The 16,244-nt window shown below is 65.1% G+C and carries 11 protein-coding genes; 6 read left to right on the forward strand and 5 right to left on the reverse strand.

Features of this window, described 5'->3' with window-relative positions; translation table 11 throughout:
- Positions 1-6 precede the first annotated feature (6 nt).
- From polA to ALC15_RS08885, 5 genes are all read right to left on the reverse strand, one after another.
- On the reverse strand, positions 7-3,060 hold the full coding sequence (gene polA, locus ALC15_RS08865; RefSeq protein ID WP_050626892.1) for a DNA polymerase I: 3,054 nt from the start codon (positions 3,058-3,060) through the stop codon (positions 7-9).
- A 142-nt stretch (positions 3,061-3,202) separates the two neighbouring features.
- Positions 3,203-3,940 (reverse strand): response regulator, encoded by a 738-nt coding sequence (locus ALC15_RS08870; RefSeq protein ID WP_050425909.1) that lies wholly within the window; start codon positions 3,938-3,940, stop codon positions 3,203-3,205.
- Positions 3,937-5,682 carry an ATP-binding response regulator gene (locus ALC15_RS08875; RefSeq protein WP_050626893.1) on the reverse strand — a complete coding sequence of 582 codons (1,746 nt, stop codon included), beginning with the start codon at positions 5,680-5,682 and terminating at the stop codon, positions 3,937-3,939. The genes ALC15_RS08870 and ALC15_RS08875 overlap by 4 nt, the downstream gene beginning before the upstream one ends.
- Positions 5,652-7,718: a sensor histidine kinase gene (locus ALC15_RS08880; protein WP_050626894.1), complete on the reverse strand. Its 2,067-nt coding sequence runs from the start codon at positions 7,716-7,718 to the stop codon at positions 5,652-5,654. The genes ALC15_RS08875 and ALC15_RS08880 overlap by 31 nt, the downstream gene beginning before the upstream one ends.
- A 34-nt stretch (positions 7,719-7,752) precedes the next feature.
- Positions 7,753-8,742: a TRAP transporter substrate-binding protein gene (locus ALC15_RS08885; protein WP_050626895.1), complete on the reverse strand. Its 990-nt coding sequence runs from the start codon at positions 8,740-8,742 to the stop codon at positions 7,753-7,755.
- A 196-nt stretch (positions 8,743-8,938) separates the two neighbouring features.
- Here ALC15_RS08885 and ugpB point away from each other — a divergent pair, with 196 nt between their 5' ends.
- The 6 genes from ugpB to ALC15_RS08915 form a co-directional block, all read left to right on the forward strand.
- Complete coding sequence (ugpB, locus tag ALC15_RS08890; RefSeq protein WP_430649148.1) at positions 8,939-10,258, forward strand: sn-glycerol-3-phosphate ABC transporter substrate-binding protein UgpB; 1,320 nt, start codon at positions 8,939-8,941, stop codon at positions 10,256-10,258.
- A gap of 215 nt (positions 10,259-10,473) precedes the next feature.
- The gene (locus tag ALC15_RS08895) at positions 10,474-11,424 is read left to right on the forward strand and encodes an aminoglycoside phosphotransferase family protein (protein ID WP_200914653.1); all 951 of its coding nucleotides are present in this window, start codon (positions 10,474-10,476) and stop codon (positions 11,422-11,424) included.
- Between the two features lie 243 nt (positions 11,425-11,667).
- The gene (locus ALC15_RS08900; protein WP_050626923.1) at positions 11,668-13,290 is read left to right on the forward strand and encodes an ABC transporter substrate-binding protein; all 1,623 of its coding nucleotides are present in this window, start codon (positions 11,668-11,670) and stop codon (positions 13,288-13,290) included.
- A gap of 7 nt (positions 13,291-13,297) precedes the next feature.
- The gene (locus tag ALC15_RS08905; RefSeq protein WP_050626897.1) at positions 13,298-14,311 is read left to right on the forward strand and encodes an ABC transporter permease; all 1,014 of its coding nucleotides are present in this window, start codon (positions 13,298-13,300) and stop codon (positions 14,309-14,311) included.
- Between the two features lie 10 nt (positions 14,312-14,321).
- Entirely contained in the window at positions 14,322-15,221 is a 900-nt protein-coding gene (locus ALC15_RS08910; protein WP_050626898.1) for an ABC transporter permease, read from the forward strand.
- Positions 15,222-15,318: 97 nt separating this feature from the next.
- Positions 15,319-16,244, forward strand: a 926-nt coding sequence (locus ALC15_RS08915) for an ABC transporter ATP-binding protein (protein WP_157860889.1), incomplete at its 3' end; no start/stop codon positions are given.

The following is a 16,244-nucleotide window of genomic DNA, read 5'->3' on the forward strand; positions in this document are numbered from 1 at the left end:
CGCCGGTCAATGCGCCTCGTCCCAATTGTTGGCGGCGCGGGCATCGACCTGCAGCGGCAGCGACAGGATCACCGCCGGGAACGGCGCGTCCTGCATCACCTTCTGCACCACCGGCAGCGTCGCCGCGACCTCGTTGTCGGGCACCTCGAAGATCAGTTCGTCATGCACCTGCAGCAGCATCTGCGCCGAGAGCTTCTTCTCGGCGAGCGCGTCCTCGACCCGGATCATGGCGCGGCGGATGATGTCGGCCGCGGTGCCCTGCAAGCGCGCATTGATCGCGGCGCGTTCGTTGAAGGCGCGCACCGAGGCGTTGGAGGCCTTGATATCGGGGTAGTAGCACTTGCGGCCGAACAGCGTCGTCACATAGCCGTTGCGGCGGCAGAAGTCCTTGGTCTCATCCATGTAGGCCCGGATGCCGGGGAAGCGCTCGAAGTACTTCTTGATGTAGGCCGAGGCTTCCTCGCGCGCGATGCCGAGCTGGTTGGCGAGGCCGAACGCCGAGATGCCGTAGATGATGCCGAAATTGATCGCCTTGGCGCGGCGGCGCACTTCGCTCGGCATGTCCTTGATCGGCACGCCGAACATCTCGGAGGCGGTCATGGCGTGAATGTCGAGCCCGTCGCGGAATGCCTGGCGCAGCACCGGCACGTCGGCGATCTCCGCAAGCAGCCGCAGTTCGATCTGCGAATAGTCCGCAGACACCAGCTTGTGGCCGGGCGTCGCGATGAAGGCGCGGCGGATCTTGCGGCCATCCTCAGTGCGAACAGGGATGTTCTGCAAATTCGGCTCGTTCGACGACAGCCGGCCCGTCGTGGTCGCGGCCAGCGCGTAAGTCGTGTGCACGCGATGGGTCTGCGGATTGACGTAGGTCGGCAGCGCATCGGTGTAGGTCGATTTCAGCTTCGAGACCTGGCGCCATTCCAGAATCTTCTTCGGGAATTCGTGGCCCTGCTCGGCGAGATCGTCCAGCACCTGCGCGGTGGTCGACCATGCGCCGGTCTTGGTCTTGGTGCCGCCGGGCAATCCCATCTTGCCGAAGATGATGTCGCCGATCTGCTTCGGGCTGCCGACATTGACCGGCTCGCCGGCGATCTCCTGGATCTCGGCCTCGACCCGCGCCGCGGTCTGCGCGAAATCGCCCGAGAGGCGTGACAGCACCTGGCGGTCGATCGAGATGCCGCGGCGTTCCATCCGCGCCAGCACCGAGACCAGCGGCCGTTCCAGCGTCTCGTACACCGTCGTCATCCGCTCGGCGACGAGGCGCGGCTTCAGCACTCGCCACAACCGCAGGATCACGTCGGCGCTTTCGGCGGCATATTCGGTCGCCTTGTCGATCGTGACCTGGTCGAAGGTCAGCTTGCCCTTGCCGCTGCCGACGAGGCCGCCGTAGCTGACGACGGCATGGCCGAACCAGCGCTCCGCGAGCTGTTCCAGCGCATGCGAGCCGCGGCCGGCATCGAGCGCATACGACATCAGCTGCGCATCATCGATGTTGCGCAGCGTGACGCCATGCTGCGCCAGGGTCACCGAGGTGAACTTGACGTTGAAGCCGACCTTCTGGATGCCAGTCGACTCCAGCAGCGGCTTCAGCGCCTTCAGCACATCAGCGGTCTTGATCTGGCCGGGTGCGAGGCCCGCATCGAACAAGCCCGCGCCGCCGCCGGGCTCGCGGTGGCCGAGCGGCACGTAGGCAGCATCGTTGGGCGCCACGGCCAGGGCCAGTCCTGCCAGCTCAGCCTGCATCGGGTCGATCGATTCCGACATCGCCTCGATCGCGATGTAGCCGGTGTCGTGCGCCCGCGCGAGCAGGGCGTTGAGTTGATCGAGAGTGCCGATCGTCTGGTAGGCCTTGCGATCGAACCCGGTCTTGCGGATCGCCTCGCCACGGGCTTCGGCCAGCGCGGCCGGCGTGCCTCGCCGATTGGAGTTCTTGTCGTCGCGCGCGCCGGTCGGCTTGGCCTTCGCAACCGGTGCTGCGGCCGACGCCGGTGAGCCCCCGGGCGCCGGCGTCACATCCGACGACGGCAGCGGCGAGAACACGCTGGCGCCGCTCTTGTTGCCGGGATCGGCGTCGACATTGGCGGGATCGATCTGCGCATAGTCGGCGACGCGGCGGGTGAGGGTGGTGAACTCCATCGCCTTGAGGAAGGCGATCAGCCGGCGCGAGTCCGGCTCGTGCACAGCGAGGTCGTCGAGCGGCACCTCGAGATCGACCTTGTCGTCGAGCAGCACCAACTGGCGCGAGATGCGCGCCTTCTCGGCGTTCTCCAGCAGCGCCTCGCGCCGCTTCGGCTGCTTGATCTCGGTGGCGCGGAACAGCAGCTGATCGAGATCGCCATACTCAATGATCAGCTGGGCCGCGGTCTTGATGCCGATGCCGGGCACGCCGGGTACGTTGTCGGTGGAGTCGCCGGCCAGCGCCTGTACCTCGACCACCTTCTCCGGCGGCACGCCGAATTTCTCGATCACCTCCGGGATGCCGATGCGGCGATCTTTCATCGTGTCGTACATCACGACCTTGTCGGTGACGAGCTGCATCAGGTCCTTGTCGGACGACACGATGGTCGTGCTCGCGCCGCGCTCGTTGGCGAGCCGTGCATAGGTCGCGATCAGATCGTCGGCCTCGAATCCCGCCTGCTCGAGACAGGGCAGGTCGAAGGCGCGCACCGCTTCGCGGATCAGCGCGAATTGCGGGATCAGATCGTCGGGCGCCGGCGGCCGGTGCGCCTTGTAGTCCGGATAGAGCTTGTTGCGGAACGTGATCTCCGACTTGTCGAACACGATCGCCAGATGGGTCGGCCGGTTGTCCTCGGGCATGTCGCGGAGCAGCTTCCACAGCATGTTGCAGAAGCCGAGCACGGCGTTGACCTGCAGCCCGTCGGACTTGCGGTTGAGCGGCGGCAGCGCGTGATAGGCGCGGAAGATGTAGGACGAACCATCGACCAGAAAGACATGGTCGCCCTTGGCCGCGGCCTTGCTCGCGACCGGCTTGGCGGCAACGGGCTTGGGGGCGGTCTTCGGAGCGGGCTTGGCGGGGTCTTTGGAGGCTGTTTTCGGCATGGCCGAAACTTAGGGATTTTTGCGGAGAATGACAGCCTTACGTGTGTGGATTCCGGGTGTGCCGCACAGCCAAATCGTCGTCCCGGCCCCCCGTGCGCAATTGCGCACTAGGCCGGGACGACGATCAAAATTGCGGACGAAGCTAAGCCTTGTCGCCGGTCGGCGAGAACAGGTAGCCGCCGCCGCGGATGGTCCGGATTACGGACGGCTTGGTCGGATCGAATTCGATCTTGCGGCGGATGCGCATGATGCGCAGGTCGACGGCGCGGTCGAAGGCTTCGGCGTCGCGCGCATTGGCCAGTTCCAGCAGCCGCTCGCGCGACAGCACCCGCTTCGGATTGGCCGCGAACACCTTGAGCAGGCCGAATTCGGAGGCGGTCAGCGGGTGCTCGTTGCCCTCGTCGTCGCGCAGCGCCTGGGCCTCGAGGTCGAGCCATTTGGTGCCGAACCGCACCAATTGCTCCTTTTCGGCCTTCGCGCTCGCCGGTTCCGGCGCGGCTGATTTGGCCGGCCCGCTCCGCCGCAGCACCGAGCGGATCCGCGCCATCAATTCGCGCAGCTCGCAGGGCTTGGCGACATAATCGTCGGCGCCGAGTTCGAGCCCGACCACGCGGTCGATCGGGCTGGCAGTAGCTGTCAGCATGATGACGGGGACGTTGATCTTGCTCTTGAGGTCGCGAATGATCGACAGCCCGTCTTCCTCGGGCATGTTGAGGTCCAGCACGACGAGATCGGGCGTGCTGCTCTCGATCTCCTTGCGCAGGCTCTTGCCGCCGTCGCACAGCGTCACGCCGAAGCCGTGCATCTTGAGGTAATCGCCGACCATCTCGCGGGCCGGGGCCTCGTCGTCGACGATGAAGATATGCGGGTTCTGGTTCATGTCTCTGTCGCCGGCAGTGTAACCGTAAAGGTCGACCCCTGTCCGGGGCCCGGGCTCTGTGCGGTCACATGGCCGCCATGCATGTCGATGATGCGCTTGACGATGGAAAGCCCGAGGCCGGTTGAGCTTTCGCCCGCGGTCGGCTTGGCCGACAGCCGCTGGAACCGGCCGAACAGCCGGCCGAGATCCTCCGGGCTGAGGCCGGGGCCCTGGTCGGCGATCCGGATCACGGTGTCGTCGCCCTCGTGGCTGACCTGGACCGCGATCTTGCCGCCGATCGGCGAATACTTGATGGCGTTGCTGACCAGGTTGTCGATCGCCTCGCGGATCCGGTCGGCATCGCACATCGTGACGAAATGCTGCGGCCCGGAGACCGTGATGCTCTGCTGCTTGTTGACGGCCGAGGGCAGGTTGGCCTCGGTGACCTCGTTGACGAGGGCCGCGACGTCTACCGGCTCGCGGCGGATGGTGATGTCGAAGGCATCCGCCATCGCATCCGAGATCAGGTGGTCGACCATCGATGTCAGCCGCTTGGTGGCGTCGCGGATATGCTCGACCTGCGCGGTGACGTTCTCCTTCGGCGAGCCGGCGCCGATCAACTCGGTCAGCATCTCGGTGCGGCCGAGGATCACACCGAGCGGATTCTTCAGATCGTGGGCGACGGTGCCGAGGATCTCGTTCTTGAAGCCGTTGGCGCGCTGCAGCCGCAGCCATTGCGCCGACAGCCGCCGGTTGGCCTGCATCAGCGCGCGGGTGCGCTGCGCGACGCGGTCCTCGAGCTGGGTGTTGGCTTCGTGCAGCTGCTGGTACAGGATCACGTTGTCGAACGCGATCGACAGCCGGCTCGAGAAGATCTCGACCAGCGCGCGGTCGGTGTCGGAGAGCTGGCGCTCGGCCTGCAGCAGCACCACCACCTCGCGGCCGGAGCCGGTGCGCGAATAGAGCACGCTGCGGTGGTCGGCGAACTCGTTCTTGCGGCGCTGGAAGGCTTCCTCGACCATGTGCCGCAAGTCAGCATCGAGCGCCTTCGACGAGGTGGTGCCGATGAAGCGGCTGTAGCAGCCCGAGCAGGCCAGCACCGAGAAATCGCATGCGGCGGCGTTGCCGTCGTCGCGCAGCACCAGAATGCCGGCGCAATCGACATTGAGCAGCGAGGCGAGCTGGGTCAGTACGCCCTCGGCCAGCCGTTGCATCGACTTGAAGTCGTACAGCGTCGAGGCGGCGTCGATGATGATCTCGAGCCCGCGCCTGGTCTGCACCATGCGCTCGAGCTGCTGGTAGCTGCGCAGCGCCGCGGTCAGCGAGGTGAACAGCTTGTCGGCGGTGAGCTCGGTCTTCGCCTTGTAGTCGTTGATGTCGTACTGCACGATGACGCGGCGCTCCGGCGCCTGGCCGGGCTGGCCGGTGCGCAGGATGATGCGGACGGTCTCGTTCCTGATCTCGTTGCGGATGTATTCGACGAGCTCGAGCCCGGCGACGTCGGTCTCCATGATGACGTCGAGCAGCACGGCCGCGATGTCGGGGTTGTCCCGCATCAGCGTGCGGCCTTCGGCCGCAGAATAGGCGGACAGGATCTCCAGCGTCGCGCCGTTCAGATTGTAGTCGCTCAGTGCGAAGCGGGTGCCCTCATGGACGGCGTGATCGTCGTCGATCACGGCGATCTTCCATTTGCGGGCCGACGAGTCCTCCGGGGGGCTCTCGGTGTCGTCGATCAGTTGGAGGACATCGTCCTGTTCGGCCATTGACTGCTTCCGTCGGCTGCTGCGTCAGTGATCGTGGGCTCGCCCTTGGCAGCCCCCTTGGCGATCCTGGGCATGATAATGCGAAAAGTGGTGCCTTGTCCTACCCTTGACTCCAGCATCATGCGTCCGCCGAGCTGCTGGGTGACGAGGTTATAGACGATATGGAGGCCGAGGCCCGTACCACCTTCGTTGCGGCGCGTCGTAAAGAACGGGTCGAACGCCTGTCGCTGCACGTCCGGCGTCATGCCAGCCCCGTCGTCCGCGAAGATGATCTCGACATCGTCAGTGCCGCGCCCGCGCGCCGAGATCGTGATGTTGCCGGAGCGGCCATCGGCAAAGGCATGATTGACGGCGTTCAGGAAAAGATTGGTTAAGATCTGGCCATAGGCGCCGGGATAGCCGTCGATCAGCAGCCCGTCGGGCACGTCGACGGACAGTGCGATCGCCGCCTTCTTCAGCACCGGCCGCAGGCTCGCCACGATCTGGTCGGTGGATTCGCTCAGGGAGAACTGGCGGCGCTCGGCATGCGAGCGGTCGACGGCGACCTGCTTGAACGACTGGATCAGCTCGCCGGCACGCTGCAGGTTCGAGACCAGTTGCTGCGATGCGTCACGCGAGGCGCGCACGAATTCGTCAAGCTTGGAGCGGCGCAGCGGCTCGGTCTTCAAATCGTTCTCGAACATCTCGCTGCGGCGGGCAAAGCTCGAGGCGACCGTCAGGCTGATGCCGATCGGATTGTTGACCTCGTGGGCGACGCCGGCAACGAGGCCGCCGAGCGCGGCGAGGCGCTCGGCATCGATCAGGTTCTGCTGCGCGGTGTTGAGTTCGAGCAGCGCGCTCTCGGCCTTCTCCTTGGCGGTGCGCAGCTCGTCCTCGGTCTTGCGCTTGGCGATGGCGTTCTCGCGGAATACTTCCACCGCGCGCGCCATGGCGCCGACCTCGTCCTTGGCCGAGGTGCCTTGCACCGGCCGGTCGAGGTCTCCAGAGGTGATGGTGCGCATCGCGGCCATGATTTGCGCCAGCGGCAGCCGGATCGACAATGCGATCATGACGCCGGCGGACATGATGACGCCGAGGAAGATCACCGCGATCGACAGCACGCGGCGCGAGATCGAGGTCAGCGTCTTGTCGAAGGTCTCCTGCGCCTTCTGCTCGCGCTGGCGCATCTTCACCGAGAGATCGTCGATCGCGCCGATCGCGTCGGCCTGGCTGGCGTCGATCGAATTGCGCAACAGATCGGTGCGGTTGGTGAGCTGCTCACTGAGCTTGCCGAGGCCGTCGCGCAGCTCGGCGGTCTTGACCTTGAGCCGCGCCAGCGCCATGCGCTGCAGATCGTTCTCGGCCAGATCGGTCATCACCGGGATCGTCCGCTCGATCGTATCGATGTTGCGGCGGGCTTCCTCGGCCGACGAGGAGGCCAGCGAGAGGTAGTAGGCGTTGGCGGCGACCAGGAGCGAGGTGAACGCCTCGCGCGACTTGCCGAGCGCCGGCCAGATCAGCGCGTCGCGATGGCCGGTGGCGCCCTCGATGATCGAATACAGCCCGGCCATGTCCTTGGTCGGCGTCAGCACCTGCTCGTCATAGGTCTTGGAGATCCTGGTCTGCACCGTGCGCAATTCGCCGAAGCCGTCGAGGAAGCGGCTGGTGGCGCGTTCGAGCTGCTCGACCGAGCCGGACAGCATCGGGTCGGTCGAGGCCCGGTTGGTCAGCGTGCCGAGCACGGCCTCGCGCAGCAGCAGGATTTCCGCGAACAGGTCCGGGCTCGGCTGGTTGATGTAGCGATGGATCAGGTTCTGCAGCCGGCTGGTCTCGCTTTCCAGCTTGGCCAGGATCTTGTCGGATTCCCGCACCTGGCGGACATCCTCCCAGGCCGAGCCGAGCACCTTCGAGCCGTTCCAGATCAGCACCGCGAGCACGATCACGACCGCCGAATTGAGCAGCGCGATCGACAGGATGCGCCAGCGGATCGGCACCGCACGCAGCAACTGCACGATGCGGAAGCGGCCCTGCGGCCCGAAGGCCGCCCGCCGTTGCATCGTCCGGTCCTGTTGGGGTGCGTCCAAGATCCGGTCACTCCACGTTGCGGATGCGTTCGATCAACGCTGCGATCGCCGGATCGCGCTCGGCCTTGGCATAGATGCCGGCCATCGCCGCCTCGAACGGCTTGCGGTCGAGGTCGGTCACGACCTTGACGCCCGCGAGCTCCGCCTGCTTGCGCGAGCGCTCCTCGAGCTCCCGCCACTTCTCGCGCATGTAAAGACTGGAGCGCTGCGCGGCGTCGCGGAAGATGGTCTGCTCATCGGGCGAGAGGCTGGCCCAGGCCTTGCGCGACATCACCAGCACTTCGGGGCTCACGGTGTGTCGGGTCAAGGTGTAGTAGCCGGCGTATTTGTAGTGACCGGTGGTGACGAAGGACGGCCAGTTGTTCTCGGCACCGTCGATCAGCCGGTTGGCAAGCCCGGTCAGCACCTGGCCGTAGGCCATCTCGACCGGCTGGGCGCCGAGCGCGCGGATCATATCCGACATCTGCTCGGATTGCTGCACGCGCAGCCGCAATCCCTTGAGGTCGTCGAGCGAACGCACCGGGCGGACGCTGTTATAGATCGAGCGGGCGCCGGAATCGTAGAAGGTCAGCCCGACGAAGCCATGGGCCTCGAGACTGCTGAGGATCTCGTTGCCGATCGGCCCGTCCAGCACATGCTGCAGGTGCTCAATCGATCGAAACAGGAACGGCATCGCCAGCACGTTCACGGACGGCACCATGGTCCCGATCAGCGCGACATTGGTCCGGTTCAGATCGATGGCGCCGGCCCGGGTCTGCTCCAGCGTCTCCTTTTCCTCGCCGAGCTGGCGGGAATGGAAGACCACGATGCGGTGCCGGCCGCCGGTGCGTTCGGCGATCAGACGGTCCATGTAATTCAGCGCCTGGACGGTCGGATAGTCTTCATTCTGGGTGTCGGCGGTCCGGAACTCGCGCGCAAAGGCGCTCACCGAAGCCGCTGCCCATGACAGCGCGACGGCAAGCGTTATTGTCCGCGAAAGGCCGGCGCGGCGGTACACAGGCTACAATTCCCCTTGTGATTTGTGTCCAGGGCGGGAGCAAAAAGGTTCAACGCTTTTTAGCAGAATGACGATGGTTCGCCCATCGGCCAAACGTTAATTCGGCGCTGCAACCTGCGGTGTCGATTGAATCTCCGGTTGTAGCGCCTTATGAGGGCATGTTGGCATCCGGGAGCGGCTGGTCGTGAAGTTCGCCTTGAAGCTCGTCTTGAAGCTCCTGCATCTCGTCGTCGTGACGCTTCTGCTTGTGGCGCCCGCGCAAGCGGCGACCGACATCATGTGGTGGCACGCGATGTCGGGTGAGCTCGGCAAGCAGCTCGAGAAGCTCGCCGCCGACTTCAACGCCTCGCAATCCGACTACCGGATCGTGCCCGCCTACAAGGGCAACTACACCGAGACCGTGACTGCGGCGATCTTCGCCTTCCGCTCGCGCAGCCAGCCGGCGATCGTTCAGGTCAACGAGATCGCCACCGCCACCATGATGGCGGCCCGCGGCGCAATCTATCCGGTGTTCGAATTGATGCGCGATCAATCCGAGGCGTTCACGCCGTCGGCCTATCTGCCCGCGGTGGCCGGCTACTACGCCGATGTCGACGGCAACATGCTGTCGTTCCCGTTCAACGCCTCGACGCCGATCCTCTACTACAACAAGGACATGTTCCGCTCCGCCGGGCTCGATCCGAGCCAGCCGCCGAAGACCTGGCCGGAGCTCGGCATCGTCGCCAAGCGGCTGCGCGCCGCCGGTGCGATGTGCGGCGTCACCACGTCATGGCCGTCCTGGATCAATGTCGAGAATTTCTCGGCCTTCCACAATTTGCCGATCGCGACCAGGTCCAACGGCTTTGCCGGGCTCGACGCGCAGCTGGTCTTCAACAACCCGATCGTGCTGCGTCACATCGCGCAGCTGGCGCAATGGCAGGCCGACAAGACCTTCGATTACAGCGGCCGCGGGCAGGCGGCCGAGCCGCGTTTTCAGAAGGGCGAATGCGGCATCTTCATCGGCTCGTCGGGCACGCGCGCCGACATCCAGGCCAATTCGAAATTCGAGGTTGGCTACGGCATGATGCCATATGAGCCCGACGTGCAGGGCGCGCCGCAGAATTCGATCATCGGCGGCGCGACGCTGTGGGTGCTGCGCGACCGGCCGCGCGCCGAATATGCCGGGGTCGCGAAATTCTTCGCCTATCTGTCGCGGCCGGAGGTGCAGGCAGCCTGGCATCAGAACACAGGCTATCTGCCGATCACCCGCGCGGCCTTCGATCTCACCCGCGCCCAGGGTTTCTACGATCGCAATCCCGGCGCCTCGATCTCGATCGAGGAGGTCACGCTGAAGCCGCCGACCGACAATTCGAAAGGCGTCCGCCTCGGCTCGTTCGTCCTCATCCGCGACGTGATCGAGGAGGAGCTCGAGCAGGTGTTCGCCGGCAAGCGTTCGGCACAGGCCGCGATGGACGACGCTGTCGAGCGCGGCAATCGCCTGCTGCGCCAGTTCGAGCGCGCCAATCCGGACCGGTGATGGACAAACATCTTCCCAGGATGACGGAGCAGCAGTCGAGCAGCCTGGATGAATGTATATGAGTCACTGACTGCGCAACAGATTCGGTGTCGTCCCTGCGAAAGCAGGGACCCATAACCACCGAAGCTCATGGCTGCGCACCACTGGGACGACGAGTTTCTTTCATAACATCAGCAGCAGAGTATGGGTCCCTGCTCCCGTGCGCATTCCTTGAAATGATATCCCTTCCACCCATCACCGACTACGACACCTATCGCGCCTGGCGCAGCGACACCTCGCGCTGGCTGCCGGTCGCGCGCGATATTGCCGATGGCCACGGGCTGTCCTGGGGCCCGCCGCATGTGTTCTCGACCGGCACCAACCTCGTTGTCGGGCTCGACGGCGACCTAATCCTGAAGCTGTTTCCGCCGTTCCTGCGCCCGCAATTCGTCTCCGAGCGCGGCGCGCTGGCCGAGTTGCGCGGACGGCTCGGCGTTCCGATCCCCGATCTCATCGCGGAGGGCGAGCGCGACGGCTGGCCCTATCTCGTCGTCACGCGCCTCGCCGGCACCGTCGGCTCGGAGGTGTGGCCGTCGCTGTCGGAGGCCGAGCGGGAGCGCGTGCTTGGCGAGATCGGCGCCGTGATCGCCGAGGTGCAGCGGGTGCCGCCCGGTGGCCTGCTCGCGATCGGGCAACCCTGGGACGCCTTCATGCGGGGCCAGATCGCGCAGTGCCGGGCGCGGCATGAGCGGCTCGGCCTGCCAGCGAAATTCCTCACTTCGCTCGACGATCTCCTGCGCGACGCCACTGAGTTGATCCCGATGCACGCGCCGCCGGTGATCCTGACCGGCGAGTACATCCCGGAGAATTTCCTGCTGGGGCGCCGTGCCGACGGCTGGCACGTCGCCGGCCTGTTCGACTTCGGCGATGTCCGGACCGGATGGGGCGAGTACGATCTGCTCGGCCCCAGCGCCTTCATGGCCGCCGGGCATCCGCGCCTTGTGCGCAGCCTGTTCGATGGCTTCGGCATCCCGCGCAGCGAGGTGAATTTCGCGCTGAAGCGGCGGCTGATGGCGCTGATGATGCTGCACTCGGCCAGCGATCCGCTCCGGCACGTCTGCATCGAAGGTTGGCCGGATCGGGTCGATGATCTCGTGCAACTGCAGGAACTGATCTGGCCGGAGTAACTGTCTGAATCGATCGTCGGCCAGAAAGCGAGCAACGCCCGTGCTTTGCTCAATGATTGAGCATTGAACTGTCCTTTGTATGCAATGTCCGATGTGACCGACGACGCCAGATCAAGATACCTGCGGCGGTTTCTTTTATCTTTACAACAGGTTGTCTCGTCATAAGCGTTCGTTAAGGGTTGGCACAATCCTTGCGACCCGAGTTCCAGAGCCATTTCCGAGAAAAGGCATTTGGAGCATCAGATGAAGCGTCGCGATTTCCTCAAATCGGTATCCGGACTGGCAGCGGGGGCGCTGGCGCCGACCGCGCCCGCGATCTGGTCGCCGGCCAAGGCCGACGCGCGCTCGGAGACGCTGCTGATCGTCTCCGAAGGCGGTCCCAACAATCTCGACATCCACGGCGTCGGCACCAACGTGCCCGGCTATGAGGTGTCGTGGAATTGCTACGACCGGCTGATCAGCCACGAGATGAAGAGCGGCCCTGGCGGCGTGCCCTATTACGACCGCGACAAGTTCAAGCCCGAGCTCGCCGAGGACTTCAACATCGGCGACATGTCGGTGACCTTCAAGTTGCGCAAGAACGCCAAATTCCACGACGGCGCGCCGGTCACGGCAAAGGACGTCAAATGGTCGCTCGACCGCGCCGTCAGCGTCGGCGGCTTCCCGACCTTCCAGATGAGCGCGGGCTCGCTGACCAAGCCCGAGCAGTTCGTGATCGTCGACGACCATACCGTGCGCGTCGACTTCCTCAGGAAGGACGAGCTCACGATCCCCGATCTCGCTGTGATCGTGCCCTGCGTCGTCAACTCCGAACTGGTCAAGAAGAACGCCAGTGAGAAGGACCCGTGGGGTCTCGAATTCACCAAGCAGCAGACCGCGGGCTCCGGCGCTTACAAGGTGACCAAATGGACCGCCGGCACCGAGGTCGTCATGGAGCGCAACGACGACTGGGTCTCGGGTCCCCTGCCGAAGATCAAGCGCGTGATCTGGCGCATGGTGCCGCAGGCCGGCAACCGCCGTGCGCTGCTCGAGCGCGGTGATGCCGATATCTCCTATGAGCTGCCGTTCAAGGATTTCCAGGAGATGAAGGCCAACGGCAAGCTCAACGTGGTCTCGCTGCCGTTCTCCAACGGCATCCAGTATATCGGCATGAACGTCACCAAGCCGCCGTTCGACAATCCCAAGGTGCGGCAGGCGATGGCCTATGCGATGCCTTACCAAAAAATCATGGATGCGGTGCTGTTCGGCCTCGCCAACCCGATGTTCGGCGCGGCCAAGGACAAGCCGACCGAGGTCGCCTGGCCGCAGCCGACCAAGTATTTCACCGACATGGAGAAGGCCAAGGCGCTGCTCGCCGAAGCCGGCTACGCCAACGGCTTCGAGACCACGATCTCATTCGACCTGAACTTCGCCGGGGTCAACGAGCCGCTCTGCGTGCTGGTGCAGGAGAGCCTCGCGCAGCTCGGCATCAAGACCACGATCAACAAGGTACCCGGCGCCAACTGGCGCACCGAGCTCACCAAGAAGGAGATGCCCCTGTTCACCAACGTGTTCTCGGGCTGGCTCGATTACCCCGAGTACTTCTTCTATTGGTGCTATCACGGCAACAATTCGATCTTCAACACGATGAGCTACAAGTCGCCGGAGATGGACAAGCTCATCGACGGCGCGCGCATCGCAGCCGCCAACGGCGACACCGCGGCTTACGACGCCGATGTGAAGGGCTTCGTCGATCTCGCCTTCGCCGACATCCCGCGCATCCCGCTCTATCAGCCCTTCGTCAACGTCGCGATGCAGAAGAACATCTCGGGCTACGAGTACTGGTTCCACCGCCGGCTGGATTATCGCGCAATGGCGAAGGGGTGAGGCGCTCATGCTGTCTCTGATCGGCAAGCGGCTCCTGTTCGCGATCCCGTCGCTGATCGGGGTGGTGATCGTGACGTTCCTCTTGACGCGTGCGCTGCCGGGCGATCCCGCGGCGTATTTCGCAGGCCCTGCGGCCACGAAGGAGGCGGTCGACCAGATCAGGAAGAAGCTCGGCTTCGACAAGCCGCTGATCGAGCAGTTCGTTCGCTACACCGGTGATCTCGCCCATGGCGATCTCGGCACCTCGCTGACCACGGGCCAGCCGGTTGCCGCCGAGTTGCGCAATCGCTTGCCGGCGTCGGCCGAACTCACACTGCTCGGCCTCGTCGTCTCGATCGTGATCGCGATTCCGCTCGGCGTGCTGGCGGCGACGCGGCCGGGCTCCTGGATCGATCATCTCTGCCGCGTCACCACGACGGCCGGCGTATCGCTGCCGGTGTTCTTCACCGGGCTCGTGCTGGTTTATGTGTTCTATTTCCGGCTCGGCTGGGCGCCGGCACCGCTCGGCCGGCTCGACGTGTTCTATAGCGCGCCGCCGACCGTGACCGGCTTCTATCTGATCGATACGCTGATCGCGCGCGACTTCGAGGCGTTCCGCTCGGCGCTCAGCCAATTGATCCTGCCGGCGGTGACGCTCGCGATCTTCTCGCTGGCGCCGATCGCGCGCATGACGCGCGCCTCGATGCTGGCGGTGCTGGCGTCCGATTTCGTCCGCACCGCGCGCGCCAGCGGCCTGTCGCCCGGCAAGGTGATCGTGACCTACGCGTTCCGCAACGCGATGCTGCCGGTCATCACCACGCTCAGCATGGTGTTCTCCTTCCTGCTCGGAGCCAACGTGCTGGTCGAAAAGGTGTTCGCCTGGCCCGGCATCGGCTCCTACGCGGTCGAGGCGCTGATCGCATCCGACTTCGCGCCGGTGCAGGGCTTCGTGCTGACGATGGCGGTCATGTACGTGCTGCTCAATCTGTTGATCGACATCCTCTACGGCGTGATCGATCCGCGCGTCCGGCTGGAAGGTTAAGGAGGGGCGTATGAGCAGCGTTGCACCCACCATCGAACCCGCAGGCCCCGCCCGCACCTCCGGGCTTGCCGCTGTCTTCGAGCAGACCCGCTATGTGCTGGGCGAGAACAAGGTCACCGGCTTTGCCTTCGCGCTCTTGGTCCTGATCCTGTTCGCCGCGCTGTTCGGTCCGTACGTGGTGCCTTACGACCCGCTCGCGTCCGACACCGCGGCGGCACTGAAGCCGCCGTCCGCCGCGCACTGGTTCGGCACCGATCAGCTCGGCCGCGACATCTTCAGCCGCGTCATCGTCGCAACCCGACTCGACACCTTCATCGCGGTCGCTTCCGTCGTGCTGGTGTTCCTGATGGGCGGGCTCACCGGTATCGCCGCCGGCTATTTCGGCGGATGGACCGATCGCATCGTCGGCCGCATCGCCGATACCATCATGGCATTCCCGCTGTTCGTGCTGGCGATGGGCATCGTCGCGGCGCTCGGCAACACCGTGCAGAACATCATCATCGCGACCGCGATCGTGAACTTCCCGCTCTATGCCCGCGTCGCGCGCGCGGAAGCCAATGTCCGCCGCAATGCCGGCTTCGTGCAGGCGGCGCGGCTGTCCGGCAATGGCGAATACCGCATCCTGCTCGGGCACATCCTGCCCAACATCATGCCGATCATGATCGTGCAGATGTCGCTGACCATGGGCTATGCGATCCTCAATGCCGCGGGCCTGTCCTTCATCGGCCTCGGCGTCCGGCCGCCGACCGCGGAGTGGGGCATCATGGTCGCCGAGGGTGCCGGCTTCATGGTGTCGGGCGAATGGTGGATCGCGCTATTCCCCGGCCTCGCGCTGATGATCGCGGTGTTTTGCTTCAACCTGCTTGGCGACGGCCTGCGCGACATCGTCGACCCGCAGCGGAGGACGTGATGACGGTCTGGAAGCGGTGTCAAATTACCGTGCCTCTCCTTTGCATGGGGTTGTTTTGCGGATTTTCGCATGACGCCTCGCATGAGGGGAGGCACGCATGACCGCGCAGCCGCTGCTTGACGTCCAGGACCTCACCGTCGAGTTCACCACCCGCCGCGGCATCGTCAAGGCGGTGCAGCACGTCAACATCTCCGTGGGCAAGGGTGAGACCGTTGGTATCGTCGGCGAGTCCGGCTCGGGCAAGTCGGTGACATCTTATGCGGTGATGCGGATCCTCGATCGCGCCGGCCGCATCGCCGAAGGTTCGGTGATGTTCTCCGGCATCGACGTCAAGGCGGCGACCGAGAGCCAGATGCGCGATCTGCGCGGCCGCGAAGTCTCGATGATCTTCCAGAATCCGCGCGCCGCGCTCAATCCGATCCGCAAGGTCGGACACCAGATCGAGGACGTCCTGCGCCAGCATGTCCAGCAGGCACAGGTCACCGACCGCGGCGAGACCGCGATCGAGGCGCTGGAGCAGGTCAAGATCGCGCGGCCGCGCGAGCGCTATCACGCCTATCCGTTCGAGTTGTCAGGCGGCATGTGCCAGCGCGTCGTCATCGCGCTCGCGCTGGCCTGCAACCCGCAGCTCCTGATCGCCGACGAGCCGACCACCGGCCTCGACGTCACCACCCAGAAGACGGTGATGGATCTGATCGTCGAGCTGACGAGGCGCCGCTCGATGTCGACGATCCTGATCACGCACGATCTCGGCCTCGCCGCCGCCTATTGCGACCGCGTCGTGGTGATGGAGAAGGGGCGCGTGGTCGAGACCGCCAAATCGGCCGACATCTTCGCCGCGCCCCAGCACGATTATACGAAGAAGCTGATGCGCGCGACGCCGCGGCTCGGTGTGTCGCTGCGGGATCTGCTGCCCGAAGAGGAAGCGACTGCTTTCGCCTCTCCCCGCGTGCGGGGAGAGGCCGTCCCGCGCGGCGAGCGGGTGAGGGGGAGCTCTCCAGGCACTGCGCTCGGGGGAGAGTC

This window comes from Bradyrhizobium viridifuturi, assembly GCF_001238275.1.
In the GTDB taxonomy this organism is placed as follows: Bacteria; Pseudomonadota; Alphaproteobacteria; order Rhizobiales; family Xanthobacteraceae; genus Bradyrhizobium; species Bradyrhizobium viridifuturi.